28 protein-coding genes and 1 pseudogene are annotated in these 25749 nt (G+C 54.7%); 14 read left to right on the top strand and 15 right to left on the bottom strand.

The genetic code is table 11. The features are described 5' to 3' along the window. Positions 1-2: 2 nt before the first annotated feature. The 9 genes from fliN to fliF all read right to left on the bottom strand — a co-directional run bounded on the left by fliN (position 3) and on the right by fliF (position 8433). Positions 3-416, bottom strand: coding sequence for a flagellar motor switch protein FliN (gene fliN, locus ACMGGH_RS19965; RefSeq protein WP_003859592.1), 414 nt, complete (start codon positions 414-416; stop codon positions 3-5). After that, on the bottom strand, positions 413-1417 hold the full coding sequence (gene fliM / locus ACMGGH_RS19960; protein ID WP_028013703.1) for a flagellar motor switch protein FliM: 1005 nt from the start codon (positions 1415-1417) through the stop codon (positions 413-415). Before fliM ends, fliN begins: the two co-directional genes overlap by 4 nt. Before the next feature lie 4 nt (positions 1418-1421). Next, complete coding sequence (gene fliL, locus ACMGGH_RS19955; RefSeq protein ID WP_021241388.1) at positions 1422-1892, bottom strand: flagellar basal body-associated protein FliL; 471 nt, start codon at positions 1890-1892, stop codon at positions 1422-1424. Between the two features lie 106 nt (positions 1893-1998). Next, entirely contained in the window at positions 1999-3231 is a 1233-nt protein-coding gene (fliK, locus tag ACMGGH_RS19950; protein WP_232948481.1) for a flagellar hook length control protein FliK, read from the bottom strand. Beyond that, entirely contained in the window at positions 3228-3671 is a 444-nt protein-coding gene (gene fliJ / locus ACMGGH_RS19945) for a flagellar export protein FliJ (RefSeq protein WP_006811155.1), read from the bottom strand. Before fliJ ends, fliK begins: the two co-directional genes overlap by 4 nt. Positions 3672-3692: 21 nt before the next feature. Further along, positions 3693-5063: a flagellar protein export ATPase FliI gene (gene fliI / locus ACMGGH_RS19940; RefSeq protein ID WP_023330814.1), complete on the bottom strand. Its 1371-nt coding sequence runs from the start codon at positions 5061-5063 to the stop codon at positions 3693-3695. Next, entirely contained in the window at positions 5063-5770 is a 708-nt protein-coding gene (gene fliH, locus ACMGGH_RS19935) for a flagellar assembly protein FliH (RefSeq protein ID WP_045260350.1), read from the bottom strand. The genes fliI and fliH overlap by 1 nt, the downstream gene beginning before the upstream one ends. Next, positions 5763-6761 carry a flagellar motor switch protein FliG gene (gene fliG, locus ACMGGH_RS19930; protein ID WP_014832476.1) on the bottom strand — a complete coding sequence of 333 codons (999 nt, stop codon included), beginning with the start codon at positions 6759-6761 and terminating at the stop codon, positions 5763-5765. Before fliG ends, fliH begins: the two co-directional genes overlap by 8 nt. Next, positions 6754-8433 carry a flagellar basal-body MS-ring/collar protein FliF gene (fliF, locus tag ACMGGH_RS19925; RefSeq protein WP_028013700.1) on the bottom strand — a complete coding sequence of 560 codons (1680 nt, stop codon included), beginning with the start codon at positions 8431-8433 and terminating at the stop codon, positions 6754-6756. Before fliF ends, fliG begins: the two co-directional genes overlap by 8 nt. A gap of 228 nt (positions 8434-8661) precedes the next feature. On the opposite strand from fliF, the gene fliE reads away from it, so the two are divergent. From fliE to yedD, 3 genes are all read left to right on the top strand, one after another. Next, a complete protein-coding gene (gene fliE, locus ACMGGH_RS19920; protein WP_013097729.1) occupies positions 8662-8976 on the top strand; it encodes a flagellar hook-basal body complex protein FliE in 315 nt (104 codons plus the stop codon). A 242-nt stretch (positions 8977-9218) separates the two neighbouring features. After that, a complete protein-coding gene (locus ACMGGH_RS19915; RefSeq protein ID WP_126327033.1) occupies positions 9219-9731 on the top strand; it encodes a DUF4823 domain-containing protein in 513 nt (170 codons plus the stop codon). Positions 9732-9885: 154 nt separating this feature from the next. Next, a complete protein-coding gene (yedD, locus tag ACMGGH_RS19910) occupies positions 9886-10299 on the top strand; it encodes a lipoprotein YedD (protein WP_232948575.1) in 414 nt (137 codons plus the stop codon). Between the two features lie 102 nt (positions 10300-10401). Here the strand turns inward: yedD and amyA are convergent, their stop codons facing one another. From amyA to fliD, 4 genes are read right to left on the bottom strand one after another with little or no spacing between them, the layout of a single operon-like run. Beyond that, on the bottom strand, positions 10402-11889 hold the full coding sequence (gene amyA / locus ACMGGH_RS19905) for an alpha-amylase (protein WP_232948482.1): 1488 nt from the start codon (positions 11887-11889) through the stop codon (positions 10402-10404). A gap of 52 nt (positions 11890-11941) precedes the next feature. Next, entirely contained in the window at positions 11942-12316 is a 375-nt protein-coding gene (gene fliT / locus ACMGGH_RS19900) for a flagella biosynthesis regulatory protein FliT (protein ID WP_045260347.1), read from the bottom strand. Between the two features lie 5 nt (positions 12317-12321). Beyond that, positions 12322-12726 carry a flagellar export chaperone FliS gene (gene fliS / locus ACMGGH_RS19895; protein WP_045260346.1) on the bottom strand — a complete coding sequence of 135 codons (405 nt, stop codon included), beginning with the start codon at positions 12724-12726 and terminating at the stop codon, positions 12322-12324. A 21-nt stretch (positions 12727-12747) separates the two neighbouring features. Beyond that, positions 12748-14172, bottom strand: coding sequence for a flagellar filament capping protein FliD (gene fliD / locus ACMGGH_RS19890; RefSeq protein WP_224065808.1), 1425 nt, complete (start codon positions 14170-14172; stop codon positions 12748-12750). A 399-nt stretch (positions 14173-14571) separates the two neighbouring features. On the opposite strand from fliD, the gene ACMGGH_RS19885 reads away from it, so the two are divergent. From ACMGGH_RS19885 to sdiA, 9 genes are all read left to right on the top strand, one after another. Next, complete coding sequence (locus ACMGGH_RS19885) at positions 14572-15402, top strand: flagellin (protein ID WP_126818452.1); 831 nt, start codon at positions 14572-14574, stop codon at positions 15400-15402. Positions 15403-15464: 62 nt separating this feature from the next. Beyond that, positions 15465-16670: a flagellin lysine-N-methylase gene (gene fliB / locus ACMGGH_RS19880; RefSeq protein WP_126818453.1), complete on the top strand. Its 1206-nt coding sequence runs from the start codon at positions 15465-15467 to the stop codon at positions 16668-16670. Between the two features lie 129 nt (positions 16671-16799). Further along, positions 16800-17519, top strand: coding sequence for an RNA polymerase sigma factor FliA (locus ACMGGH_RS19875; protein ID WP_014170714.1), 720 nt, complete (start codon positions 16800-16802; stop codon positions 17517-17519). 54 nt (positions 17520-17573) lie between these two features. Further along, positions 17574-18125, top strand: a complete 552-nt coding sequence (gene fliZ, locus ACMGGH_RS19870) for a flagella biosynthesis regulatory protein FliZ (RefSeq protein WP_028013680.1) — start codon at positions 17574-17576, stop codon at positions 18123-18125. An 86-nt stretch (positions 18126-18211) separates the two neighbouring features. Continuing rightward, positions 18212-19012 (top strand): cystine ABC transporter substrate-binding protein, encoded by an 801-nt coding sequence (gene tcyJ, locus ACMGGH_RS19865; RefSeq protein ID WP_028013679.1) that lies wholly within the window; start codon positions 18212-18214, stop codon positions 19010-19012. A 107-nt stretch (positions 19013-19119) separates the two neighbouring features. Further along, a complete protein-coding gene (gene dcyD / locus ACMGGH_RS19860) occupies positions 19120-20106 on the top strand; it encodes a D-cysteine desulfhydrase (RefSeq protein ID WP_232948483.1) in 987 nt (328 codons plus the stop codon). A gap of 21 nt (positions 20107-20127) precedes the next feature. Next, positions 20128-20796: a cystine ABC transporter permease gene (tcyL, locus tag ACMGGH_RS19855; RefSeq protein ID WP_028013677.1), complete on the top strand. Its 669-nt coding sequence runs from the start codon at positions 20128-20130 to the stop codon at positions 20794-20796. Beyond that, on the top strand, positions 20793-21545 hold the full coding sequence (gene tcyN, locus ACMGGH_RS19850; protein ID WP_028013676.1) for an L-cystine ABC transporter ATP-binding protein TcyN: 753 nt from the start codon (positions 20793-20795) through the stop codon (positions 21543-21545). Before tcyL ends, tcyN begins: the two co-directional genes overlap by 4 nt. A gap of 221 nt (positions 21546-21766) precedes the next feature. Next, positions 21767-22489 carry a transcriptional regulator SdiA gene (sdiA, locus tag ACMGGH_RS19845; protein WP_028013675.1) on the top strand — a complete coding sequence of 241 codons (723 nt, stop codon included), beginning with the start codon at positions 21767-21769 and terminating at the stop codon, positions 22487-22489. A gap of 66 nt (positions 22490-22555) precedes the next feature. On the opposite strand, the gene ACMGGH_RS19840 is transcribed toward sdiA, so the two are convergent. Together ACMGGH_RS19840 and ACMGGH_RS19835 are read right to left on the bottom strand one after the other, a co-directional pair. Then, positions 22556-22780 (bottom strand): DUF2594 family protein, encoded by a 225-nt coding sequence (locus tag ACMGGH_RS19840; RefSeq protein WP_232948484.1) that lies wholly within the window; start codon positions 22778-22780, stop codon positions 22556-22558. Between the two features lie 25 nt (positions 22781-22805). After that, positions 22806-22874, bottom strand: a pseudogene (locus ACMGGH_RS19835) (hypothetical protein); the annotation flags it as partial. A 370-nt stretch (positions 22875-23244) separates the two neighbouring features. Here ACMGGH_RS19835 and uvrY point away from each other — a divergent pair. Both uvrY and uvrC read left to right on the top strand, forming a co-directional pair. Beyond that, complete coding sequence (uvrY, locus tag ACMGGH_RS19830) at positions 23245-23901, top strand: UvrY/SirA/GacA family response regulator transcription factor (protein ID WP_013096026.1); 657 nt, start codon at positions 23245-23247, stop codon at positions 23899-23901. Beyond that, positions 23898-25730, top strand: a complete 1833-nt coding sequence (gene uvrC, locus ACMGGH_RS19825) for an excinuclease ABC subunit UvrC (protein WP_045260340.1) — start codon at positions 23898-23900, stop codon at positions 25728-25730. The genes uvrY and uvrC overlap by 4 nt, the downstream gene beginning before the upstream one ends. The last annotated feature ends 19 nt before the right edge of the window (positions 25731-25749 follow it).

Here is a 25749-nt window from a genome sequence, read left to right as displayed (position 1 = left end):
GCTTAACGGCTCAGACGACGCATGCGTTCAGACGGGGTGATGATGTCGGTGATGCGCACGCCGTATTTATCGGCAACCACCACCACTTCACCCTGGGCAATCAGATAACCGTTGATCAGAATATCCAGCGGCTCGCCGGCCAGGCCGTCAAGGGCCACAACGGAACCCTGCGTGAGGCGCAGCAGCTCTTTAATGGTCATCCGGGTGCGTCCCAGTTCAACGGTCAGCTTAACCGGGATGTCCATAATCAGGTCGATGTCCTGCAGCGTGCCGCTGACGTCGCCGCCGCCTAACTGCTGGAATACCGCGTCCGCCGCGCTTTTTGTCGGAGTCGTTTTTTGCTCGTTTAACGCGTCAGCCCACAGATCGTCCAGTGCTCCGCTGTTTTCATCGGACGGATTGTTCATGTCACTCATTTGGGCTGTTCCTCATTCAGCGAATTCAAAATCGGGTTGATCAAGTGCTCAACGCGTAGCGCATACTGACCGTTAATCGTGCCGTACTGGCTTGTAAGTACGGGGACACCATCCACGTGGGCAATAATGCGGTCGGGTTTGTCTATCGGCAAAACGTCGCCGGGTTGTAATTTCAGGATCTGGGATAACCGCATCGAAATGTCGGCGAAGTTCGCCACCAGCTCCAGCTGCGAGTGCTGCACCTGGCGTACCAGGTTTTCGCGCCAGTTCTGATCTTCGTTGCGTGAGTTCTCCAGCGGCGGGTTAACCAGCAGCTCGCGCAGCGGTTCAATCATGCTGAACGGCAGGCAAATGTTGAACTCACCGGTCAGGTTACCGATCTCCACGTGGAACGGCGTATTGACGACGATATCGTTCGGTGAGGTGGTGATATTGGTAAATTTCACCTGCATCTCAGAACGGACGTACTCCACTTCCAGCGGGTTAATCGCTTTCCACGCGTCGCTGTAGGATTCCAGCGCCAGCTTCAGCATGCGGTTAATGACGCGCTGCTCGGTGTGGGTGAATTCACGACCTTCCACTTTGGTCGGAAAACGCCCGTCGCCGCCGAACAGGTTATCCACCGCGATGAACACCAGGCTTGGGGAAAACACCACCAGACCGGTGCCGCGCAGCGGCTTCAGATGAATCAGGTTAAGGTTGGTTGGCACCGGCAGGTTGCGGGCAAACTCATGATACGGCTGGATGCGGATCGCACCGACCGTGATATCCGGGCTACGACGCAGCAGGTTAAACAGCCCCATACGGAACTGACGTGCAAAACGTTCGTTAATGATCTCCAGCGCCTGCAGACGTTCACGTACCACGCGACGCTGGGTATTGGGATCGTAAGGACGAATATTATCGTCGCCGGTGAGACCCGGTTGCGGGTCGTCACTCTTATCGCTGTCGCCGTTAAGTAGCGCGTCGATTTCTGCCTGAGAAAGAATACTGTCGCCCATGTCGTTACCGCAGAATAAAGGCTGTGTACAGAACGTCAGTGACTTCCTGCTTAGGTTGACCGTTTACCAGCGGGGTGGCCAGCGTCTGCTTGATGGCGTCGACCAGCTTTTGCTTACCCACGTCGGTAGCCAGCGCGGAGGCGTCCTGACGAGAAAACAGCAGGAGAAGGCGGCTACGCACTTCCGGCAGATAATCGTTCAGGCGCGCGCGGGTTGCTTCGTCCTTCAGGCGCAGCGTAATACCGACATACAGCACGCGATCCGCATCACCGAGGTTAACGGTGAAGGTGTCCAGAGGGAAAAAGACCGGCGCCGGCGGTGGGGCAGGTTCGGCTTTGGCCGCAGCGGTTGAAGGTTCCTGCTGCATACGCCAGTAACTATAGCCCGCGGTAGCGCAGGCGGCGAGCGTGATCAACACCAGCAGCGGGATCCAGATGGAACGCTTGCTTTTTTTGGTGATAGCGGAGTCTGTCATCTGATACGAGCTTCCTGTTTCGGTACAGCTTAATAAGGTGATTATCCCGTGTCCTGCCGTCGTCAAAGCGTGGAAAAGACGGGGATAATCACGCTACCTCTGGCGTTTAGGCGAAGATGTCTACGGCACCGTTACCGCGCGCCGCGGATTGCAGGGCGGCAGGGGTCGGCAGGAGCTCATCGCTCTCTTCATTAAAACCGCCGTGCTGGCCCGGGCGTGAAGCATGGTGCTGCTGGGATGAAGACTGCTGTTGCCCGGCAAAGCTCTCGCTGCTGACGCTGCTTTGAGAAAGCTGAATGCCGTTCTCCGCCAGTGAGGTCCGCAGGACCGGCAGCGCGGCTTCCAGCGCCGCGCGTACGTGGCTGTGCGCAGAGACCATCTGCAGCTGTGCCTGGTTATCGTCCAGCTTCAGCGAGATTTGCACCTGGCCCAGATCTTCCGGGTGCAGGCGCAGCTCCGCCGTCTGCTGGCCCTGCTTAGTGAACAGGGTGATGTGCTGGCTCAGTGACTGCTGCCATTCATGTGTGCCCAGAGGCTGGCTTAGCACCGGGGCGGTGGCAACGGTTGCGGCAGGCTGGCTGGCCGCATGGCTGGAGATAATCGGCGCCAGGGTAGCGGTCGGCGAAGATGACGAAGAGGCGCTGGCGAAGTCCTGCTTCTCAGCGGCTGCGGCCACGACCGGTGTGGCTGGCGCGCTGGCGGCGAGATCCGGAACGTTGTTCTTCGCCTGGCTCTGATAGGACGCAGAAAGCGGCGCTTTGTCATGGCTTCCCGCAGGCGCGTTCAGGGACGGCGGCTGTCCCGCACCGTTTTGCGAAAGCGTGGCTGAACTCAGCGCCGAGGTGGCGTGAACGCCGTCGCTGCCTGCCGCACGAGAGGCGGTCGTCTGCTGGTGCGGCAGCATCGCCATCAGCGCGCTTAGCCCCGCCAGCTCTTCTTCGCTCAGCTCGGTTTTAGCGTCATCTTTACCGTTGGCCGCAGTGAGCGTCTTCAGCGCGTCGCCCTTTGACAGCGGTACCAGCCCGGAGACCAACGTTTCAAGCGGCGCGGGCTCCGACGTTTCAACGCCATTCAGCGCAGGCTGACGCGAGAGCAGGTCGGCAATTTTGGCCTGCAGAGCGGTATCGCCTTTGGCATCCTGCGCGACCTTCGACAGCTTGCTGCCGGCGGCTTTCAGGTCCGCCAGGGTGAGCGGCGCATCGTTGCCCTTGCCCGTTGCGTCCGTCAGGGCGCCCGCCAGCAGGGAGAGAAAGTCCTGTGCACCCTCGGTGCCTTTCCCTGTTTGCATCCCGCCTGACGGGTCGCTGTCGCTCATCAGCAGTTGTTGCAGTGTGATCATTCCGGTTTCCTCATTGATGCGCGCTGGGCAAACTCATCCATTTTCTTCTGATCCAGGCGGTTTTCCGCCAGGGTCGAGGCTGCAATCTGCCGGTCCTGTAAGGTCTGCCAGGCCTGCAGCCGCTGTTTTTTCTCGCGCCAGAAATTCAGCGCGGTATCGACTTTTTGGGTCCACTGGTTTAGCTGCTGGCGGTGCTGCTCTATCGCCTTCTCCAGCGTCTGGATAAACTGCTGATAGTTAATCCAGCGCTGGCTGCCAATGCCCTGCGTCATATCGGTATTGAGGTTGGTGCGATATTCATGCTGATAGTCGATTAACATCTTCAACTGTTCTTCAGCCTGCTGGCACCCGCGTCGCATTGCGCCAAGCTGCAATGCGGCATCATCAACTTCTTTTTCAGCCAGATCTTTCAGCGTTGATAACGCGCTGTTTTGCGCCATGACCTTCGCCCTCCACCTGTGTTACACCTGCGGGAAAATCAGTTCCAGCGCCTGGATTGAATCTTCCCAGTCGGCACGCTCAAATATGCCCTGTTGTAAAAACGCCTCCAGCTGCGGCCACAGGCTAATCGCCTTGTCGAGCATCGGGTCGCTGCCTTTGGCATACGCCCCCACGCTGACCAGATCGCGGTTGCGCTGGAAGCTGGAAAGCAGTTGTTTGAAGTTACGCACGCGGGCGTAGTGCTTCTCGGTAATCAATGCCGTCATCGCACGGCTGATGGACGCTTCAATATCAATTGCCGGGTAGTGCCCGGCTTCGGCCAGGCGGCGCGACAGCACGATATGGCCGTCCAGGATCGCGCGCGCGGAGTCGGCAATCGGGTCCTGCTGGTCGTCGCCCTCGGTAAGCACCGTATAGAACGCGGTGATGGAGCCGCCGCCGCTGATGCCGTTACCCGCACGCTCTACCAGCGCCGGAAGTTTGGCGAAGACCGAAGGTGGATAGCCTTTGGTGGCCGGCGGCTCGCCAATGGCCAGCGCAATTTCACGCTGCGCCATTGCGTAGCGGGTGAGGGAGTCCATGATCAGCAGCACGTGCTTGCCGCGGTCACGAAAATCTTCGGCGATACGGGTGGCGTAGGCGGCACCCTGCATACGCAGCAGCGGCGACACGTCCGCCGGCGCGGCGATCACCACCGAGCGGGCGCGGCCTTCCGCACCCAGAATGTTTTCAATAAAGTCTTTTACTTCGCGACCACGCTCGCCGATCAGGCCCACGACAATCACGTCGGCCTGGGTATAGCGCGCCATCATGCCGAGCAGGACGGATTTCCCGACGCCGGAACCGGCGAACAGGCCCATGCGCTGTCCGCGCCCTACGGTGAGCAGGGCGTTAATCGGACGCACGCCGGTATCCAGCACGTGCTCAATAGGGGTACGTTGCAGGGGGTTGAACGGCTGGGTAATCAGCGCGCCGGTTTCGGTGGTGTCCGGCGCGGGCAGCCCGTCAAGTGGCTTCCCGCTGCCGTCCAGCACGCGGCCGAGCAGGGCAGGGCCAAGCGGCAGCTGTTTCCCGCTTTGCAGCCCGTCGCCGCTGATGTTTTTGGCGTAAACGCGCGCACCGGGCAGTATGCCTTCCACCTCTTCAAGCGGCATCAGGAACAGGCGCTGGCCGTTAAACCCGACCACTTCGCTTTCCACTTCACGCGTTTCCTGCCCATCCTGACGCTCAATGACGCAGGTCGCACCCAGGGGAAGCTGCAGGCCGGTGGCCTCCAGTACCAGACCGGTGGCGCGCGTCAGTCGCCCATAACGACGAACAGATGGCAGTTGCGCCATCTTCGTCTCAAAATTGTCGAGCGTGGTGAGCCAGCGGGTAAGGCGTGCGGTCATCAGACGACTCCCGGTGCCGCCAGGCGACACAGTTCCTGCCAGCGGGTGGCGACGCTGGCATCCAGGTCGCCTTCATCGGCAGAGACTTTGCATCCGCCGTGGTGTAAGGATGGGTCGCCGCGCAGACGCCAGCCGTGCAGGCTAAGCGTTGCGCCCAGGCTCTCTTCAACGCGCTGCAGATCGTCCGGGTGGACGCGCAGCTGCGGTTTGCCGCTGAACAGCGGCTCCTGCTGAAGCAGACCCTGAATTTGTTTAATCAGCGCGGTGTTATCCACCACGGGCGTCTGGCCGATAACCTGACGCGCCGCCTCCAGCGCCATCTGCATCAGACGCGAGGCAATCACGCTGTCCAGCGCGTCCAGCGTGTGCTGGAACTCGCTGACCAGCTGCTGCATGCGGGCATGGATCGGCGCCTGCTGCTGGCGCGCCTGATCGATGCCGTGCTCTAACCCTTTCGCCAGGCCTTCCTGGTACCCCAGATCGTGCCCCTTCTGGCGGCCTTCGTTCAGACCGGCGTTATAGCCCTGCTCGTGCGCCTGCATTTGCAGCTGGGCCAGCATCTGCGCTTGCTGCTCCTCTTCGCTCAGCTCGGGCTGTTCAACGTCCGCGTCGGGCTCTGCGGGCGAGACCACCGCGGGCGTGAATTCGGCAAGGGGAGGGGCCAGATCGTCCGGCGTCCAGCGCTTCCACGACAGCTCATTAGACATAGGTGTCGTCTCCGCTGCCAATCACCATCTCGCCGGTTTCCGCCAGACGACGAACGATAAGCAGGATGGCTTTCTGTTCGTTTTCCACCTGAGACAGACGAACCGGGCCACGGTTGGCAAGGTCGTCGCGCAGGATATCCGCCGCACGCTGGGACATGTTGCGCAGGAACTTCTCGCGCAGCGGCTGTTCGGCGCCTTTGAGGGCGATAAGCAGCGACTCGGAATCCACTTCCTGGAGCAGGCGCTGGATGCTGCGGTCGTCCACTTCGACGAGGTTTTCGAACAGGAACATCTCGTCGATGATTTTCTGCGCCAGCTCGCCGTCGAATTCGCGAACCGCCGAAATGACGGCTTCTTCCTGCTGCGTTTTCATCAGGTTGATAATTTCCGCCGCCGTTCTCACGCCGCCCATTTTGCTGCGCTTGAGGTTCTGACCGTCGAGCAGGTTGTTCAGCACTTCGGTCAGCTCCGCCAGCGCGGCCGGCTGAACGCCGCCGAAGGTCGCGATACGCAGCATCACGTCGTGACGCAGGCGCTCTTCGAACAGGGCCAGAATATCCGCCGCCTGGCCACGTTTGAGGTGAACCAGGATGGTGGCGATAATCTGCGGGTGCTCGTCGCGAATCAGGTCTGCGGCGCTCTGCGGCTCCATAAAGTTGAGCGTTTCGATACCGCTGGCGGTATCGCGGGTTTCCAGAATGTCTTCCAGCAGGCTGGCGGCACGCTCTTCGCCCAGCGCCTTGACCAGCACGGAGCGCAGGTAGTCGTTGGCGTTGACGTTCAGCGCGGCAAACTGTTCGGCTTCCTGTTCAAACTCTGACAGCACTTCGGTCAGCTGTTTGTTGGAGATTTGACGCACGTTGGCCATCGCCGCACTGAGAATTTGCACTTCTCGCTGGGAGAGGTGTTTAAACACCTCTGCCGCGCGATCTTCGCCAATGGTCATCAGCAGGATGACGCTTTTATCGGTGCCCGTAAGCGTATTACTCATGTTCGTTACCCATCCACTGGCGGATGACCAGCGCCACGACGCGCGGATCGTTATCTGACATTTCGCGAATGCGCTGGCTCATCACCTCAGCGCCCATGCGCTGGTTAGCACGACGCTGCTGCATCTGTTCATCTTTGCTGAGGCGAACTTCAACGGCTTCTTCCGTTTCCTGACGCGTATTCATCTGCTCGCGAGCCGCTTTTTCGGCTTCCGCACGGCGCTGGAGCTGAGGACGAACGCCCTTACGCCACAGCAGCCACGCGACAATCAGCACCAGCAGCCAGCGGCCTGCGGACATCAGCTGGTCGATAAACGCCTGCTGTTGCCAGAACGGCAGTTCACCGCCGGTCTCTTCAACCGAGTTAAACGGAGAGTTCACCACGTTGAGGGTATCGCCGCGCTTCTCGGAGTAGCCCATCGCTTCGCGGGTAAGGTTCTCAATCTGCTTCATCTGCTCGGCGGTTAACGGCAACGGTTTGCCGTCCGGCAGGGTTTTGTAGTTCACCACCACCGCAACGGAAAGACGCTGAATATCGCCCACGTTCAGCTTAGTGTGGCGGATCGTCCGGTCCACTTCATAGTTCGTGGTTTCGTTACGGCTGCTGGAGCGCGGACCGGCGTTATTGGTCGTTGAGGTGGTCTGCTGATTATTTTGCTGACCGTTCTGCTGGTTGGCAGGCGGCGTGGAAATCGGCGCCGCGTTTGCCGGTGCTGGCTGGTTAGAGAGCGCGCCCGGCACGCCGCCAGGATAGGCCCCGCCGATCTGTTCGCTGGAGTTGATCTGGCGTGAACGCATGACCGCCTGAGCCGCATCGCCGTTCGGGCTGTATTGCTCTTCGGTTTGTTCTTTATTAGAGAAGTCAATCTGCGCGGTCACCTGGGCGTGCACGTTGCTGTTGCCCACCACCGGGCCGAGGATCGCTTCGATGCGGCGCTGGAGACGGCTTTCAACGTCGGCGGCGTATTTTAGCTGCGCGTCGTTCAGGTCACGACCGGCGGTATTGGATTGCGTCAGCAGGTGTCCGCTTTGATCCACCAGCGTCACGTTACCTGGCGGCAGGCCGGCGACGGCGCTGGAGACGAGATGCGTTACCGCGCTGATTTGCCCTTCGTCCAGCGCGCGGCCGGGCTCGAGGTTCACGGTAACGGAAGCTGAAGGGGATTTCTGTTCACGAACAAATAAAGAGGGTTTAGGCATTGCCAGGTGCACGCGGGCACTCTTTACCGGGCCTAACGTTTCAATGGTGCGGGCCAGCTCGCCTTCCAGCGCACGCTGGTAGTTCACCTGCTCGCTGAACTGGCTGATGCCGAATTTTTCCTGGTCCAGCAGCTCAAAGCCGACCGCGCCGCCCTTTGGCAGGCCCTGCTGTGCCAGGCGCAGACGAAGCTCGTGCACTTTATCCGCCGGTACCTCAAGCGCACCGCCATTATCGGCAAAGCGATACGGGATGTTCATCTGGGTAAGCTGGGTGACGATGGCGCCGCCATCCTGATCGGAAAGGTTGCTGTAGAGCGTGCGGTAATCAGGGCTTTTCGCCCATAAAACCATCGCTACAAGGATCGCAATTGCGGCAGCGCCTGCCACGATCAACGGGATTTTAGGATTCGCGCGAAGGCGGTTCATCCACTCGAGTGATTTATTTTGTGGCGCTGTCGATGCTGTTGCACTCATTGCGCACCTCTTAAATCCTGGTGGTTTACGTTATTCGTGTAGAGAAACAAAACTGACTCCCGGGTCGGCAAACACGACAAAAGTTCCATATTGATGGCCCTGCCATTATTTGACGATTCCGGATTTTCTATGCGTCAAATAACCTGGTTTTTTCACGCTATTTACCGCCATTATCTTATTGACAAGCTGTTAGTCTTGACCGCGTAAAAAACCATCCAGGGGAGAGTCATGGCTATACAGGGCATTGAAGGGGTCATCAGTCAGTTGCAGGCAACGGCGATGACGGCCCGTAATCAGAATGTGGCAGAACAGCAGCCGACCATCAGCTTTGCGGGGCAACTGCATGCCGCTCTTGACCGTATCAGCGATACCCAGACCGCTGCGCGTACGCAGGCGGAGAAGTTCACCCTCGGCGAGCCGGGCGTGGCGCTCAATGATGTGATGACCGATTTGCAAAAAGCCTCGGTTTCCCTGCAGATGGGGATCCAGGTGCGTAACAAGCTGGTGTCGGCGTATCAGGAAGTGATGGGGATGCAGGTTTAAGCAATCAAACCTGATGAAATTTATAGTTAATGATTGCTCTCAGACATGTTATGGGACATGGGTGGGACAAAGCTAATTACATTTCGTTCTGGACAGGCGTCTCATACGGTCAATTTCGCCTTCCAGAACTGTGCCTCCTCGACGCATTTCACCAGTTTTGTCACGTCTTCATGATGCAAACATATGTTTCACCTGGGCTGGCCTGATAAAATGTAACTCCTTTATTTTACAGGGATAGAAAAGTGAAAAGTTTGTTTCTGTTTTTTTCTGCAATTTTACTGGCAGGTTGTTCCGCCAAATACAGCACAAATAATATTCAGGAGCGTACAGAGCCCCTGTTAAAAGATTCCCCAGTTGCGATCTCTCAGCCAACTGACGGTGTATATGAAACACACACTTATTCGGGGTCTGGCAAAGCTACGGCAGACGCTGTAAAAGCTGCATTTTTGCGACATTCAGATAATGTGACAGTTTTTGCCGACTGTGATGATCTTGCCTGTCTCAAAAGCCGCCATACACTTAGCCGCGGTTATTATGTGGTCCCACAGATATTGCACTGGGAAGATCGTGCAACTGAGTGGTCCGGCATTCCAGACAAGATTGAAGTGAAAATCACTGTATATAATAGTGAATCCAATAGTCGTGTTGCATCAACTATTATCAATGGCAAAAGCAAGTGGGCTACCTTCGGTGGCGATCACCCACAGGATTTGTTACCAGAACCTGTAAGCGCGTTTATCTCGAGTCTGTATTAATTTCCAACATGCTGTCATACAAAACCCCGTTTAAACGGGGTTTTATCAGATGTCAGTAAACCTGTCCTTCTTGTGTTTAAGCCCCCTCGATCTTCGCTGGCAGCCTCAGCGCTTTAATGCCACAATATTTTTTTCTTCGAATGCAGGAAAGATGATGAAAAAAATAGCAATTGCTGGCGCGCTGCTGGCACTGACCGGGTGCGTTCAGGTCGATAACTATAATGACGTGATCAAGCATCCCGTCCCGGCGAACCTGGCGGGATACTGGCAGTCGAAAGGGCCGCAGAGCAGTCTGGTTAGCCCTGAAGCGATTGCCACACTGGTAGTGACGGAAGAGGGCGATACGCTGGACTGCCGCCAGTGGCAGCGCATGATTGCCGTACCGGGTAAGATCATGCTGCGTTCAGACAGCTATTATAACGTCACACGCAAGCTGGATATCTATCCGCTGGAACGCGACGGCGCTACGCTTGAATATGACGGGATGGAGCTGCGGAAGGTTGACCGCCCAACGGTGGAATGTGCCGATTACCTGAGCAAGAATCCGCTGGAGAGTAAACTGCCCTAAGGGTAAAAGCAAAACGGCAACCTCGTTGCCGTTTTTGGTGTTTGCGCCCTCTCCCTGTGGGAGAGGGACGGGGTGAGGGCATCAGGCCGCACGTTTCCCGTTCTACAACGCATCCTCAATCACCCACACGCTGACGCTTCCCCCTTTACAGGTAAAGGTGCCTTCGCCATCCGCCGCGGTGGTGACCGTTTCTTCACGATTGCCGAGGAAATCACGCCACGTTTTGTTGCCGTAGTTTTCCCCCAGGCAAATTACCTTCTCGCCGTCGTCGCCGTTCGACATCACCACCACGCAGCCGGGATCGTCTTCCGTGCCGCTGCGGCTGAAGGCGATGCAGTTAGGATGGTCAAAAAAGAGCGTCTGCACGCCGTGGGCAAAACGCTGGCGGGCGAGGATCAGTTCGTGAAGCTGCTCAATCACCGGCATATCAATATGGTACGTTTCACTGTCCCCTCCTGTATCGTCATAGCTTGCGCCGAACAGATCCGGATAGAAGACGCTCGGCACGCCGTTTTCCCGCAGTAGGATCAGCGCGTACGCCAGCGGTTTAAACCAGGCTTCGACCGGGGCCTCCAGCGCCTGCAAGGGTTGAGTGTCGTGGTTCGCGACGAGGGTCACCGCATGGAACGGGTCGGCCTCCACCAGCGTGCCGGTGAAGATCTGGCTCATGTCGTAATCTCGTCCCTGGCGCGACGCTTCGTGGAATTTCATCTGCAGCGGGGCATCAAACAGCATGGTTTTACCGTCGACCTGGTCAATATAGGCCTGAAGTTTATCCACCTCATGAGACCAGTATTCCGCCACGATAAACAACGGCTGTTCGGCGACTTCCTGGACGTGCTCAATCCACTCTTTGTAAAACCAGGCGGGAATATGCTTGACGGCGTCCAGACGAAAACCGTCGCAGTGCGTCTGTTCCATGACCCAGCGGGCCCAGTATTTGATCTCCTCGGTGACGGCGTGATTGCGAAAGTCGATGTTTTCGCCCATCAGGTAATCGAAGTTACCCATCTCATCATCGACCTGGTCATTCCAGCCTTCGCCGGTGTAGTCGTTGACGATTTTAAAGATCCCGTCTTCATCCGGGTTTTCAATATGGTCGACGCCGCTGAAGCACTTGTAATCCCAGATAAACTGCGAATATTGCCCGGCGCGGGCAGGGAAGGTGTAGCGAGTCCAGGCCTCACACTCGATGATTTCATCATCAATTTGTGTACGGTCCTGTTCGTTCACGCGCTGCACGCGGACAGGCTCTTTCTCATCAGCCCCCATTTTGTGGTTCACCACCACGTCCAGCAGGACGGCAATCTCGTTGCTTTTGAGGGCGTCGATGGCTTCCAGCAGCTGCGCTTTGTCACCGTATTTCGTGGCGATACTGCCTTTCTGGTCAAACTCGCCGAGGTCAAACAGATCGTAAGAGTCATAGCCAACCGAATACCCGCCGGAAGCCCCTTTATACGCGGGCGGCAGCCAGATCATGTTGATGCCGATTTCATTAAGATTGGGGGCTAACGCCGTGACTTCTCGCCACAATTCACCGCCAGCGGGGTAATACCAGTGAAAGCATTGTAACAGGGTGGGGTTTTTCATCGTCCGTGCTCCAGAAGCCATATGGCAGACTTCTGGAGTATGGATGAAGAAATCATAATTGTGTGTCGCGGGTAACACTTTCTGGATAAAGAATATTCCCTGACAGCTTTCCATAGGTAGAGGTGATGGATTGCTGTTTGCCGGTTTGATCGATGAGATTACGCAGTTCGTCCATCCGCACTTTCAGCAGCGCCTTTAACGTATTCTCATTGTCGAGGATCATCTCCAGCAGCGCACGCGCTTGCTCAACCTGAGCCGGGGGGCATGACATGATGGGCGTTTGCGAAATCCTTTCCACCAGTTGAACGTAATGCATTTCCTGCTCAATAAGCGCATCCCATTGACCAGAATGTGCGAGATTTAGCATAGCAATGCTCTGAGCATGTAACGCCTGCCAGTGGCTAAGCGCTGCGCTGGGATTATTCATCAAAATTATCCTGAAATAGAGGACGCATTGGGGCCGATTTGCTTCCACGCATCCGCAATGTTGTTTAATAAACCCTCGACTTCAACAATTGCGTCTACGTCATTACTGACGTTCGCCAGTAATAAACGTCGAACCATATATTCGTACAAGGAGGCAAGATTACTGGACAGCTCGCTCTCAACCTCCATGTTCAGTCCTGCTTTTAAACCGTTGTCGATGATGTTAATGGCTTTCGATAACGCTTCGCCTTTTTCACGAATTTGTCCGGCTTCCATGAACAAACGCGCACGGACGAGGGCGCTATGCGCCCCGTCGAACAACATGACAATCAGCTGGTGTGGACTGGCATTCATAACTGCGCTTTCTACTCCTATCTGCTGATAGGATTGAACACCAGAGGTCTTATACATATCCACTCCTGAAGGCTACGACTATTTTTGTGAGAACTGTTGGGTCAGATAGTTGGCCGTACTGGTCATTTTGGTGACTAATACGTCCAGGCTGGTGAACTGCGCTTTGTAACGCGCCATGGTGGCATCAATAGAGGCTTCCATAGAGTCGTAACGTTCGCCCAGGGTTTTCAGCGTTTTGTTGATACCGTCTTTCGCGTTCTGGATCACGCCCGCGCTGCCGGTGCTGGTGCTGAGCATGGTGGTCAGCGTGTTGTTCATCTGGGTCGCCAGACCGGTTTTCTTTCCGTCACCGATAAAGTACTGCTGTACGGCGGTCGGGTTGTCGGTCAGCGCTTTTTTCAGCTTATCGGAATCCACTTTGAGGTTACCGACCGTACCGTCTGCACCTTTTACCGGATCCTGGGTAATCCCCAGCTGAGCCATAATCTGAACGGAGCCAGCCTGAACTTCGGTCAGCAGACCGCGCAGCTGAGACTGGATCCCGCGCACGTTTGCATCACCCACCAGCGCGCCGTTGCTGGTGGACTGACCGCCAGCACCCGCGTCGACCGCGACATATTTGGTGAGGCTGTTAATGGTGGACTGCAGCGAGTTATACGCGGTTACCCAGTCCGTTACGGCTTTTTGGTTTGCATCCGTGGCGCGCGTTACTTCCAGCATTTCATCCGCTTTACTTTCTGCCTTCACGGTGAAGGTCATCCCCGGCAGCGCATCGGAAATGGTGTTCGATTGACGCTCAATCTTGATGTCGTTCACAACGACAATCGCGTTCTGGGCCGCGGTATTTACCGCCAGCGCGCCGGTTTTGGCGGTTGAGTCGTAGCCGATTACGCTTTGCAGCTTGTCGTCCCCGGTGACGCTGATGGTCATCTCGCCATCCGTACCGGTGGTTTTCGAGGAGAGCATCAGGCGGTAATCGCCGTCTTTCGCCTTGATTACGCTGGCGGTGACGTTGCCGTTCGCTTTATTAATCGCGCTCGCGATCCCGGCAAGCGACGTATCGCCATCGGCCAGGTTCACCTCTAAAGGCGTTTTTGTCCCCGGCTGGGTAATCGTAATTTTACGCGTCGTGCCGGTCGTATCGCCCAGCAGCTCAGTGTTGGTGGCATACGAACCCGTCGTGAGCGCCTGTGCTTTTGCCACCTGGTTGACATTAACCACATAAGAGCCGACGGATGCGTCTGCGGTCGTGGTTGCCGTAAAGGCCGTGTTGGTGCTGCTTACGGCGGTTGAGTTCCATGTGGTCGCTTTACCCAGCGCAGCTGTCGCAGTCTGCAGCGAGGTCATGGCACTCTGCAGCTTGCCGTACGCGCTTAACTGTGCGTTATACGTTGATTGCTGGGTAGTAATCGTCGTCAGCTTGGTTCGTTCTGCTGCATCCAACTGATTATATAATTCCCCGAGTCCTGCAGAACCTATCCCGAGGTTACTGATAGTAGCCATGCATATTTTCCTTAAATACGAAAGTAGTTCAGGACTCTTATCGGCCTCGAATAGTAAAAGTTTACGATGGTGAGAAAAAAATAATCCAAAGAATAGGCATGTCCTGGCGCGTTAAATGAAACGATTGCACTTTGGGACGATTTTTAGTGCGTCAATAACACAGATAAGTGTGTGCCTTTTTTGGCATATTCCGCGTAATAAAAAGCCGTAAATAATAACCTTATGATGAACCTTAATTGATTTTTTAAAAATAAAACCATTAATAATCATTGAGTTATAATTTTTTCGAAATTGATTCTAAAGTCTTTTCGGGACCCGTCGATAACCTTGTTGACGGTGAGAGACGCTGTGAGTGTTAGGCACCGGACCTAAAACCCAATTTTTGAAGGAAAGAAAATTATGGCAGTTATCAATACTAACCTGTTGTCCCTGACTACTCAGAACAACCTGAACAAATCTCAGTCTTCTCTGGGCACTGCTATTGAGCGTCTGTCTTCAGGTCTGCGTATCAACAGCGCGAAAGACGATGCCGCTGGCCAGGCGATTGCAAACCGCATGACCTCCCAGATCAAAGGTATGACTCAGGCAGCGCGTAACGCCAACGACGGTATCTCCATGGCGCAGACTGCTGAAGGTTCCCTGAACGAAATCAACAACAACCTGCAGCGCGTTCGTGAACTGGCTGTTCAGGCAAGCAACGGCACCAACAGCACGTCTGACCTGGCCTCTCTGCAGGATGAAGTTACCGCTCGTCTGGCTGAAATCGACCGCGTTGCAGGCAAGACTGACTTCAACGGCATCAAACTGCTGACTGGCACTGCGGGTGCAGCTGGTGATGGTAAAGTTGCGATTCAGGTTGGTGTTAACGATGGCGACACTATTACTCTGGACCTGAGCGGTGCTAAAGCTGACTCCACTACTCTGGGCGTAAATGGTCTTGACCTGAAAGCAATCAAAGCAACCGATCTGGACACCATTGACAAAGCAATCGCTAAAGTTGATACCGCTCGTTCCGGTCTGGGTGCTGTGCAGAACCGCTTCACTTCTGCAATCAACAACCTGAACAACACCTCTAACAACCTGTCTGCTGCTCAGTCCCGTATCCAGGACGCTGACTACGCAACTGAAGTTTCCAACATGTCCCGCGCGCAGATCCTGCAGCAGGCTGGTACTTCTGTTCTGTCCCAGGCAAACCAGGTTCCACAGACCGTTCTGTCTCTGCTGCGTTAATTTTACGCATCAAACCCCGCTTCGGCGGGGTTTTTTTGTCTCTGAATTTTGAGGATCCGCCCGTGAAACAGATCGTTATTACCCAGCCTAAACTGGTCGCAGATTTTTCCTGTGTCGGTGGGGAATGCCGTGAACATTGTTGTCAGGGCTGGACCATCGCGTTCGATAAATCCTCCGTCAACCGCTATCTCAACAGTAAAAACGCGGCAATTCGCCAGACGGCGAAGACGGGAATTAAAATTACCAAAAAACAGTACGGCCACTGGGGTGAGGTGATTTTCCATACGGAGAGTAAAAACTGCCCGTTTATGGATACCGATAAGCTCTGCTCAATTCATGGTGCGATGGGCGCTCAGGCCTTAAGCCCGACCTGTTCGTCGTTTCCCCGGACAAACCGGGTCTATAAAACCGAAATCGAAAAATCCCTTAACCTCTCGTGTCCGGAAGTGACCCGTCTGCTGCTGAACGATCGGGAGTCGATGGCGATGATGGAATCCATCAGCGTTCAGCAGGACGTTAATAATGCGCCAGCGATGGATTTGAAGGCTAAGGTCATCAATCTCTTCTGCCAGAACCTGTTCAGCGTTGAGGCGGTGAGCGTTGAAGAACAAGTTTATGCTGTGGTGAAATTCCTGATGGTGGCTGAAAAGCTACAAAACCTGGAAGAGAATATCAGCACGCTCGAAACGGTTTATTATTCACTGGTGAACGAGCTGGTGAGCGGTAAAATCAAGGCTGAATTGAGTGGCTTCAACCAGAACTATAGCCTTAAATTCGGATTAATTTCGCTTATTCAAAGCTTCTTTACAAAGAAAACGGCCAGCCGCGGTGGGGCAGTTTTAAACCGTTATTTCTCCCAGCTGTACCAGCAGTTCGAGGCTGTCGGTGACAGCGTGCCGGCTGAAAAGGTGATGGAAAACATCGAATCCGTCTGGCGCGATGTGGCGGGCAGTTACCTGGCGGAAAACGATCACCTCTTTAAGAACTTTTTTAAATATAAGCTCTGGCAGCAGGCATTCCCGCAGAGCAATGGCCGCAGCATGTTGAATAATCTTTATTTAATCGTTGCGGAGTTCTATTTTCTCAAATCGCTGCTTGCCGGTCAGGCCATCGCGGCGGGGAAAATTGAACAGGACAATATTATTGACGTTATTTACAGCTTCCACTCCCTGAGCCAGCATAATCAGGAAGCCGGAAAGCTCTTTTATCAACATATAGATAGCGTCAAATTGGGCGACGATCTTTCATTGTTACAACTGTTAATTTAGCCAGAAAAGTTGCCTCTGCTGCGGGCAACCTCAGAATAACCTCACTTTATCCCCCTTTTTCATCCAATTGAACGCCCTGCAGAATCGGATAATCATGCCGATAACTCAACTAACGCAGGGCTGTTTATCGTGAATTCACTCTATACCGCTGAAGGTGTAATGGATAAACACTCGCTGTGGCAGCGTTATGTCCCGCTGGTGCGTCACGAAGCATTGCGCCTCCAGGTGCGTTTGCCGGCGAGCGTGGAACTTGACGATCTGCTACAGGCGGGCGGTATCGGGTTATTGAATGCAGTTGACCGATACGACGCTCTGCAAGGAACGGCATTTACGACTTACGCAGTTCAGCGTATTCGTGGTGCGATGCTGGACGAGCTGCGCAGCCGCGACTGGGTGCCGCGCAGCGTTCGCCGCAACGCGCGCGAAGTGGCGCATGCGATGGGACAGCTGGAACAGGAACTGGGACGCAACGCAACGGAAACCGAAGTGGCGGAACGTCTTGGTATTGCTGTTGAAGAGTATCGTCAGATGTTGCTCGATACCAATAATAGCCAACTCTTCTCCTATGACGAGTGGCGCGAAGAGCATGGCGATAGCATCGAGCTGGTGACGGACGAGCACCAGCAGGAAAACCCGTTACACCATTTAATGGAAGGGAATTTACGCCAGCGCGTAATGGAAGCGATTGAAGCTCTGCCCGAGCGCGAACAGCTGGTGTTGACCCTTTATTACCAGGAAGAGCTTAATCTCAAAGAGATTGGCGCGGTTCTGGAGGTGGGGGAGTCGCGGGTTAGCCAGCTGCACAGCCAGGCCATTAAACGCTTACGAACCAAACTGGGTAAGTTATAGGTGATCCAATCACCCGAAAAATGCCGCACAACGTATTGACAACCAGGAGTTATCATGACGGTGCAGCAATCTAAAAGACGGCCTTTAAGCCGCTACCTGAAAGACTTTAAACACAGCCAGACGCATTGCGCCCACTGTAACAAATTACTCGATCGTATCACGCTGGTTCGCCGCGGCGAGATCGTGAATAAAATCGCTATCTCTCGCCTCGACACGTTAATGGATGAAGCCGCGTGGCTCGAAGAGCAAAAAGAGTGGGTGGCGCTTTGCCGTTTCTGTGGCGATCTCCACTGCAAAGAGCAAAGCGACTTCTTCGATATCATCGGCTTCAAACAATTCCTGTTTGAACAAACGGAGATGAGCCACGGCACCGTGCGCGAATATGTGGTTCGCCTGCGCCGTCTTGGGCAGCATCTGAGCGTTAACAATATCTCTCGCGATCTGCTGAAGACCGGTTACCTGGATGAAAATCTGGAGCCGTGGCTGCCTGCAACCAGCACCAACAACTACCGTATTGCGCTGCGCAAGTATGCGCAATATAAGGTGCAAATGCCGGGTTCCGTGAAGCAGAAAGCGCTCGCCGGAACAACTTCTGATATATATTAAAAAAGAATAAGATGTAGCGCAGTCGCCTTTGACGTTGCAGGCGATTTCTCTACACTACGTAAAAATTCCACTATATCGGGGTATTTATGAAATTTGCACTTCTGGGTCGTCAGGCGCTGATGGGTGTTATGGCCGTCGCGCTGGTTGCGGGCATGAGCGTGAAAACGTTCGCCGCAGAAAACCTGCTGAATAAAGTAAAAGAGCGCGGTACGCTGCTGGTCGGGCTGGAAGGAACCTATCCTCCCTTCAGCTTCCAGGGCGATGACGGCAAGCTGACCGGTTTTGAAGTGGAATTTGCAGAAGAACTGGCGAAGCACCTCGGCGTTAAAGCCTCCCTGAAACCGACCAAATGGGACGGTATGCTGGCCTCGCTGGATTCAAAACGTATTGACGTGGTGATTAACCAGGTGACCATTTCTGACGAGCGTAAGAAGAAGTATGACTTCTCCACGCCGTACACCGTGTCCGGTATTCAGGCGCTGGTGAAGAAAGGTAACGAAGGCTCCATTAAATCCGCTGCCGATCTGAAAGGCAAAAAAGTCGGCGTCGGTCTGGGAACTAACTACGAAGAGTGGCTGCGCCAGAACGTTCAGGGCGTGGACATCCGCACCTATGATGATGACCCGACGAAATATCAGGACCTGCGCGTAGGCCGTATCGACGCCATTCTGGTTGACCGTCTGGCCGCTTTGGATCTGGTGAAGAAAACCAACAATACCCTGGCAGTAGCGGGTGATGCGTTCTCTCGTCAGGAATCCGGCGTGGCCGTCCGTAAAGGCAACGAGGATCTGGTGAAAGCCATTGATTCCGCGATTGCTGACATGCAGAAAGACGGCAGCCTGAAGGCGCTGTCTGAGAAGTGGTTCGGGGCAGACGTCACCAAATAAGTCGGTGACCTGGAAAAAAGGCGCTTTTAAAAGCGCCTTTTTTATTTCTTACGCGTCTGCGTGCATAATGAAAAATATCACATTTTGTCTGAGTTACCGGAGAGTCCATGTCACTACAGAATTTAACGCGCTTTCCCCGTCTGGAATTTATCGGTGCGCCGACGCCGCTGGAGTACCTGCCGCGATTTTCTGATTATCTGGGACGCGATATTTTTATTAAGCGCGATGACGTGACGCCGATGGCGATGGGGGGCAATAAGCTGCGCAAGCTGGAGTTTCTGGCGGCTGACGCGCTGCGCGAAGGCGCGGATACGCTTATTACTGCCGGGGCCATTCAGTCCAACCATGTTCGTCAGACGGCCGCCGTGGCGGCAAAACTCGGGCTTCACTGCGTGGCTCTGCTGGAAAACCCGATTGGCACGCGGGCGGAAAACTATCTCACCAACGGTAACCGCCTGCTTTTAGACCTGTTCAACGTGCAGGTGGAGATGGTGGATGCGTTGACCGACCCGACCGCACAGCTCGACGATCTGGCCACGCGTCTGGAAGCGCAGGGTTTCCGCCCCTACGTTATTCCCGTCGGCGGTTCGAACGCGCTGGGCGCGCTGGGCTATGTGGAAAGCGCGCTGGAAATCGCCCAGCAGTGCGAGGGCGCCGTTAGCCTCTCGTCGGTCGTTGTCGCCTCCGGAAGCGCGGGCACGCATGCCGGGCTGGCGGTGGGGCTGGAACAGCTGCTGCCGGATGTCGAGCTGATTGGCGTGACGGTTTCCCGCAGCGTCGCGGACCAGAAGCCAAAAGTAGCGGCGCTGCAACAGGCGGTGGCAGAGCAGCTGGAGCTGAAGGCCAGGGCCGAGATCCTGCTCTGGGATGACTATTTTGCGCCGGGCTACGGTACGCCCAATGAAGAGGGGATGGAAGCCGTTAAGCTGCTGGCGCGCCTTGAAGGTATACTGCTCGATCCGGTCTATACGGGTAAAGCGATGGCCGGGCTTATCGATGGCATTGCGCAGAAACGCTTTAAGGATGAAGGGCCAATTTTATTTGTGCACACCGGCGGGGCGCCCGCGCTGTTTGCTTATCATCCTCATGTCTAAAAATCAGGTCGAAAAATAATAATGCAAGAAAGTATTCAACTGGTTATTGATTCCCTGCCATTCCTGCTGAAAGGTGCGGTATTCACGCTACAGCTCAGTATCGGCGGGATGTTCTTCGGTCTTGTGCTGGGCTTTGTACTGGCCTTAATGCGCATGTCGCCCATCCTGCCGGTACGCTGGCTGGCGCGCTTTTATATTTCCGTGTTTCGCGGTACGCCGCTTATCGCTCAGCTCTTTATGATCTACTATGGTTTACCGCAGTTCGGCATCGAGCTGGATCCGATCCCGGCGGCGATGATTGGCCTGTCGCTTAACACGGCGGCCTATACCTCCGAAACCCTGCGCGCGGCGATCTCGTCGATTGATAAAGGCCAGTGGGAAGCGGCGGCCAGTATCGGGATGACGCCGTGGCAGACGCTGCGTCGCGCCATTCTGCCGCAGGCGGCGCGGGTAGCGCTTCCGCCGCTGAGCAACAGCTTCATCAGCCTGGTGAAAGATACCTCTCTGGCGGCAACCATCCAGGTGCCGGAGCTGTTCCGTCAGGCGCAGCTCATTACCTCGCGCACCCTTGAAGTTTTCACCATGTATCTGGCCGCCTCGCTGATCTACTGGGTGATGGCGACGGTGTTGTCTGCTCTGCAAAACTACTTTGAAAACCAGCTTAACCGCCAGGAGCGTGATCCAAAATGAGTGCAATTGACGTCAAAAACCTGGTGAAAAAATTCCACGGGCAAACGGTGCTCCACGGCATCGACCTGGAAGTTGAGCAGGGAGAAGTCGTGGCGATTATTGGCCCGAGCGGGTCGGGGAAAACCACGCTGCTGCGCAGTATCAACCTGCTTGAGCAGCCGGAAGGGGGCACCATTCGGGTTGGGGAGATAACGATTGATGCCGGTAAATCCATCAGCCAGCAGAAAGGGTTGATTCGCCGCCTGCGTCAGCATGTTGGCTTTGTGTTCCAGAGCTTCAATCTATTTCCGCACCGCACGGTGCTGGAAAATATTATTGAAGGACCGGTCATTGTAAAAGGTGAGCCCAAAGAGGAAGCGACGGCACGCGCCCGCGAGTTGCTCGCCAAAGTCGGGCTGGCAGGGAAAGAGACCAGCTATCCGCGCCGCCTGTCGGGCGGGCAGCAGCAGCGCGTGGCCATCGCGCGCGCGCTGGCGATGCGCCCTGACGTGATCCTGTTTGATGAACCGACCTCCGCGCTCGATCCAGAACTGGTGGGTGAGGTGCTGAACACCATCCGCCAGCTGGCGCAGGAAAAACGCACGATGGTTATCGTGACCCATGAAATGAGCTTTGCGCGCGACGTGGCGGACAGAGCCATCTTTATGGACCAGGGGCGGATTGTGGAGCAGGGACCGGCGAAAAGCTTATTTGCTAACCCTCAGCAACCGCGAACCCGTCAGTTCCTGGAAAAATTCCTTATGCAGTAGCATTTATGTACTCATTTGCTCCAGAAAGTTCTTCTGGAGCAAATTATTCTCGCTCATCGCCTTAAATGGTGTTCTTTTATTCTGCCGGAACAGAATAATCCTTATCCATAGCACAGTTAATTGTGCTAGTGCCGATATTTTGTAGTTAGAAATAAGTTTTATGTGTTAGGTTATATTCACCATAATAATGATTATCTTTTCAGAGGCCTCTTTTAGTAAGTATGAAGGATTCAGACTTTTTCACCTGGCGACGGGATTGCTCCCTGCGGTTTCAGGAATTGACCTGTGCCGCCGAGGTATATCATGAACTTCAGCGACAAACTCAGGCGCTGGAATTCGATTATTACTCACTCTGTGTGCGCCATCCGGTGCCGTTTACGCGGCCTAAAATTGCTGTGCATGCCACTTATCCGCAACAGTGGCTGGCGCAATATCAATCAGAGAACTATTTCACCATCGATCCGGTGCTAAAGCCGGAGAATTTCATTCAGGGGCATTTACCCTGGACGGACGAATTATTTGCGGATGCTCAGGAATTATGGCATAGGGCGCAGGACTTCGGTCTACGTTCGGGAATAACTCAGTGTCTGATGCTGCCTAATCATGCGCTCGGCTTCCTCTCAGTTTCCCGTACTCGCGCGCAGGAAGGACCGTTTGCCGGCGAGGAAATAGAGCTGCGGTTGCAGATGCTGGTGCAAATGGCATTAACAGCGCTGCTGCGTTTTGAAGATAAGATGGTTATGCCGCCTGAGATGAAATTCAGCAAACGCGAACGAGAAATTTTGAAATGGACCGCGGAAGGGAAGACGTCGGCGGAAATAGCGATCATTCTCTCTATTTCAGAGAATACGGTTAACTTCCATCAGAAGAATATGCAGAAAAAATTTAATGCGCCAAACAAGACGCAGATTGCCTGTTATGCGGCGGCTACGGGACTGATCTGATTAGAGAGTACGTTCTGCGTGACAGACGAGTGGACGGCTGAATGCACTGCATCCAGCCGTTTTTTGTTACTTGCGGTACGCTTGTTTGATTTGCTTAACGGTGTTAGCAAATACGGCCGATTCCGCCTGGTCTTCCATCTGCGCGATTTGTTTTTCCATTTTAATGATCACACGACCAGCATCAGCCTGGCCCATCGCCTGCAGCATCAGCGTTAGCAGCGCTTTCAGGCAGTTTACTTCCTGTGCCAGTTCCTGGTTATTCTCCGCAGTGGCAAATTCAGGTGTGCTCATTTATTTTCCTCATTATTAAACGGCGCTAAAGCGCGACGACGAAAGTCAAGGCGGCGGAGTATACCACAAGCTGCAGCAAAAAATGCAGCGGTTGTTTTTCGTACTTTTACGCCAGTGTTTATTTGCGTAAACAGAGCCAGCCGGTAAACTGATGCTCTGGTACGGCTATTAATTGTTTGCGCCTGGTTTACTTGCCGTTAATTATTGTTACAAAAATTGAGAAGAGTTTTTCCGCGAGGAAAGCGTGCAAGCTTTTTGTAACTTTTTGAATACAGATGCTTAAAAATAGCCGCAAAAGCTCTGATGGCAAGGGTTCTCTTTCCATGGACTGTACAGGCTAATTTCCAAAAACGAGAGCAAAATCGAATAGCCGATTTTTTAACGTTTTAATCTTGTGATGAAAACCGTTAATATAAGCCAAATTATCACTCAGTAGCGTTATCCCTATTCTGGAGACATTTCCTTTGATCAACGTCCTTCTTGTTGATGACCACGAACTGGTGCGCGCAGGGATACGACGCATTCTTGAAGATATTAAAGGTATTAAAGTTGCCGGTGAGGCGTGCTGTGGGGAAGATGCCGTAAAATGGTGCCGCACAAACTCGGCCGATGTGGTGCTGATGGATATGAATATGCCCGGTATCGGTGGCCTTGAGGCAACACGCAAAATCGCGCGTACCTTTGTTGATACAAAAGTCATCATGCTGACCGTGCATACTGAAAATCCGCTTCCCGCGAAGGTGATGCAGGCGGGGGCAGCCGGTTACCTGAGCAAAGGCGCCGCACCGCAGGAGGTCGTCAATGCTATCCGTTCTGTATTTGCCGGGCAGCGTTACATTGCCTCCGACATTGCGCAGCAGATGGCGCTGAGCCAGATCGAACCCGAGAAAACGGAATCACCGTTTGCCAGTTTGTCTGAGCGTGAATTGCAGATTATGCTGATGATCACCAAGGGTCAGAAAGTGAATGAGATCTCAGAGCAGCTGAATCTCAGCCCGAAAACGGTCAACAGCTATCGTTATCGTATGTTCAGTAAACTGAACATTCATGGTGATGTTGAACTGACTCATCTGGCCATCCGGCACGGTTTATGTAACGCGGAGACGTTGTTAAGTCAGTGAGTGATGTATTCGATTCAAAAGCATTTCTGAAAACCGTAACCAGCCAGCCAGGCGTCTATCGGATGTATGACGCTGGCGGTACGGTTATCTATGTGGGGAAGGCCAAAGATCTTAAAAAGCGTCTTTCCAGCTATTTCCGCAGTAACCTTGCCTCCCGTAAGACCGAAGCGCTGGTCTCACTCATTCAGAATATTGATGTCACCGTGACGCATACCGAGACGGAAGCGCTGCTGCTTGAGCACAACTATATTAAGCTCTACCAGCCGCGCTATAACGTGCTGCTGCGGGACGACAAATCCTATCCGTTTATCTTTCTGAGTGGTGACACCCATCCGCGCCTGGCGATGCACCGCGGCGCAAAACACGCGAAAGGGGAATATTTCGGCCCCTTCCCGAATGGCTATGCCGTGCGGGAGACGCTGGCGCTGCTGCAAAAAATTTTCCCGATCCGCCAGTGTGAAAACAGCGTCTACCGCAACCGCTCGCGCCCGTGTTTACAGTACCAGATTGGGCGTTGCCTTGGCCCCTGTGTTGCCGGGCTGGTCAGTGAAGACGAGTATGCGCAGCAGGTGGAATACGTACGCCTGTTCTTAGCTGGCAAAGACGATCAGGTTTTAACCCAGCTGATCGCCAGAATGGAAAAAGCCAGCGCCGCGCTTGAGTTTGAAGAGGCTGCGCGGATCCGCGACCAGATCCAGGCGGTGCGCAGAGTCACTGAGAAACAGTTTGTCTCAAATACCGGCGACGATCTCGACGTTATTGGCGTGTCCTTCGACGCCGGCATGGCCTGCGTGCATGTGCTGTTTATTCGCCAGGGCAAAGTGCTCGGCAGCCGCAGCTATTTCCCGAAGGTGCCTGGCGGCACCGAGCTGGGTGAAGTGGTGGAAACCTTTGTTGGCCAGTTTTATCTTCAGGGCAGCCAGATGCGTACGCTGCCCTCGGAGATCCTGCTCGATTTTAGCCTTGATGACAAAACCCTGCTGGCCGATTCGCTTTCCGAACTGGCCGGGCGTCGGGTCAATGTTCAAACCAAACCGCGCGGCGACCGTGCACGCTATCTGAAGCTGGCGCGGACCAACGCGGCGACGGCGCTCACCACTAAACTGTCCCAGCAATCGACGGTTAACCAGCGTCTAACCGCGCTGGCGACGCTCCTGAAGTTGCCGGAAGTGAAGCGAATGGAATGTTTCGATATCAGCCATACGATGGGTGAGCAGACGGTGGCGTCCTGCGTGGTATTTGACGCCAACGGCCCGCTGCGCGCCGAGTATCGCCGCTATAACATCACCGGCATCACGCCGGGTGATGACTATGCTGCCATGAATCAGGTGCTGCGCCGTCGCTACGGTAAAGCGATTGAAGAGAGCAAGATCCCGGACGTGATTCTTATCGACGGTGGGAAAGGGCAGCTAGGTCAGGCGAAAGCGGTATTCGAGTCGCTCGACGTTGAGTGGGACAAAAACCATCCGCTGCTGTTAGGCGTGGCAAAAGGGGCCGATCGTAAGGCCGGTCTGGAAACGCTGTTTTTTGAGCCGGAAGGTGAGGGCTTCAGCCTGCCGCCGGACTCCCCGGCGCTGCACGTCATCCAGCATATTCGCGATGAGTCGCACGACCATGCCATCAGCGGCCACCGCAAAAAACGGGCGAAGGTCAAAAACACGAGCACGCTTGAGACTATTGAGGGCGTTGGGCCAAAACGCCGCCAGATGCTGCTGAAGTATATGGGCGGATTGCAAGGATTACTCAACGCCAGTATGGAGGAAATTGCAAAAGTGCCGGGTATTTCGCAAGGGCTGGCAGAAAAGATCTACTACTCGTTGAAACATTGAGGGCTCTGTAGCAACATAG

The sequence above is a fragment of the Enterobacter sp. BNK-16 genome, assembly GCF_048684955.1.
Taxonomy (GTDB): Bacteria; Pseudomonadota; Gammaproteobacteria; order Enterobacterales; family Enterobacteriaceae; genus Enterobacter; species Enterobacter bugandensis.
The sequence above is the reverse complement of the archived record's forward strand: the minus strand, read 5'-3'. Positions and strand labels throughout refer to the sequence as shown.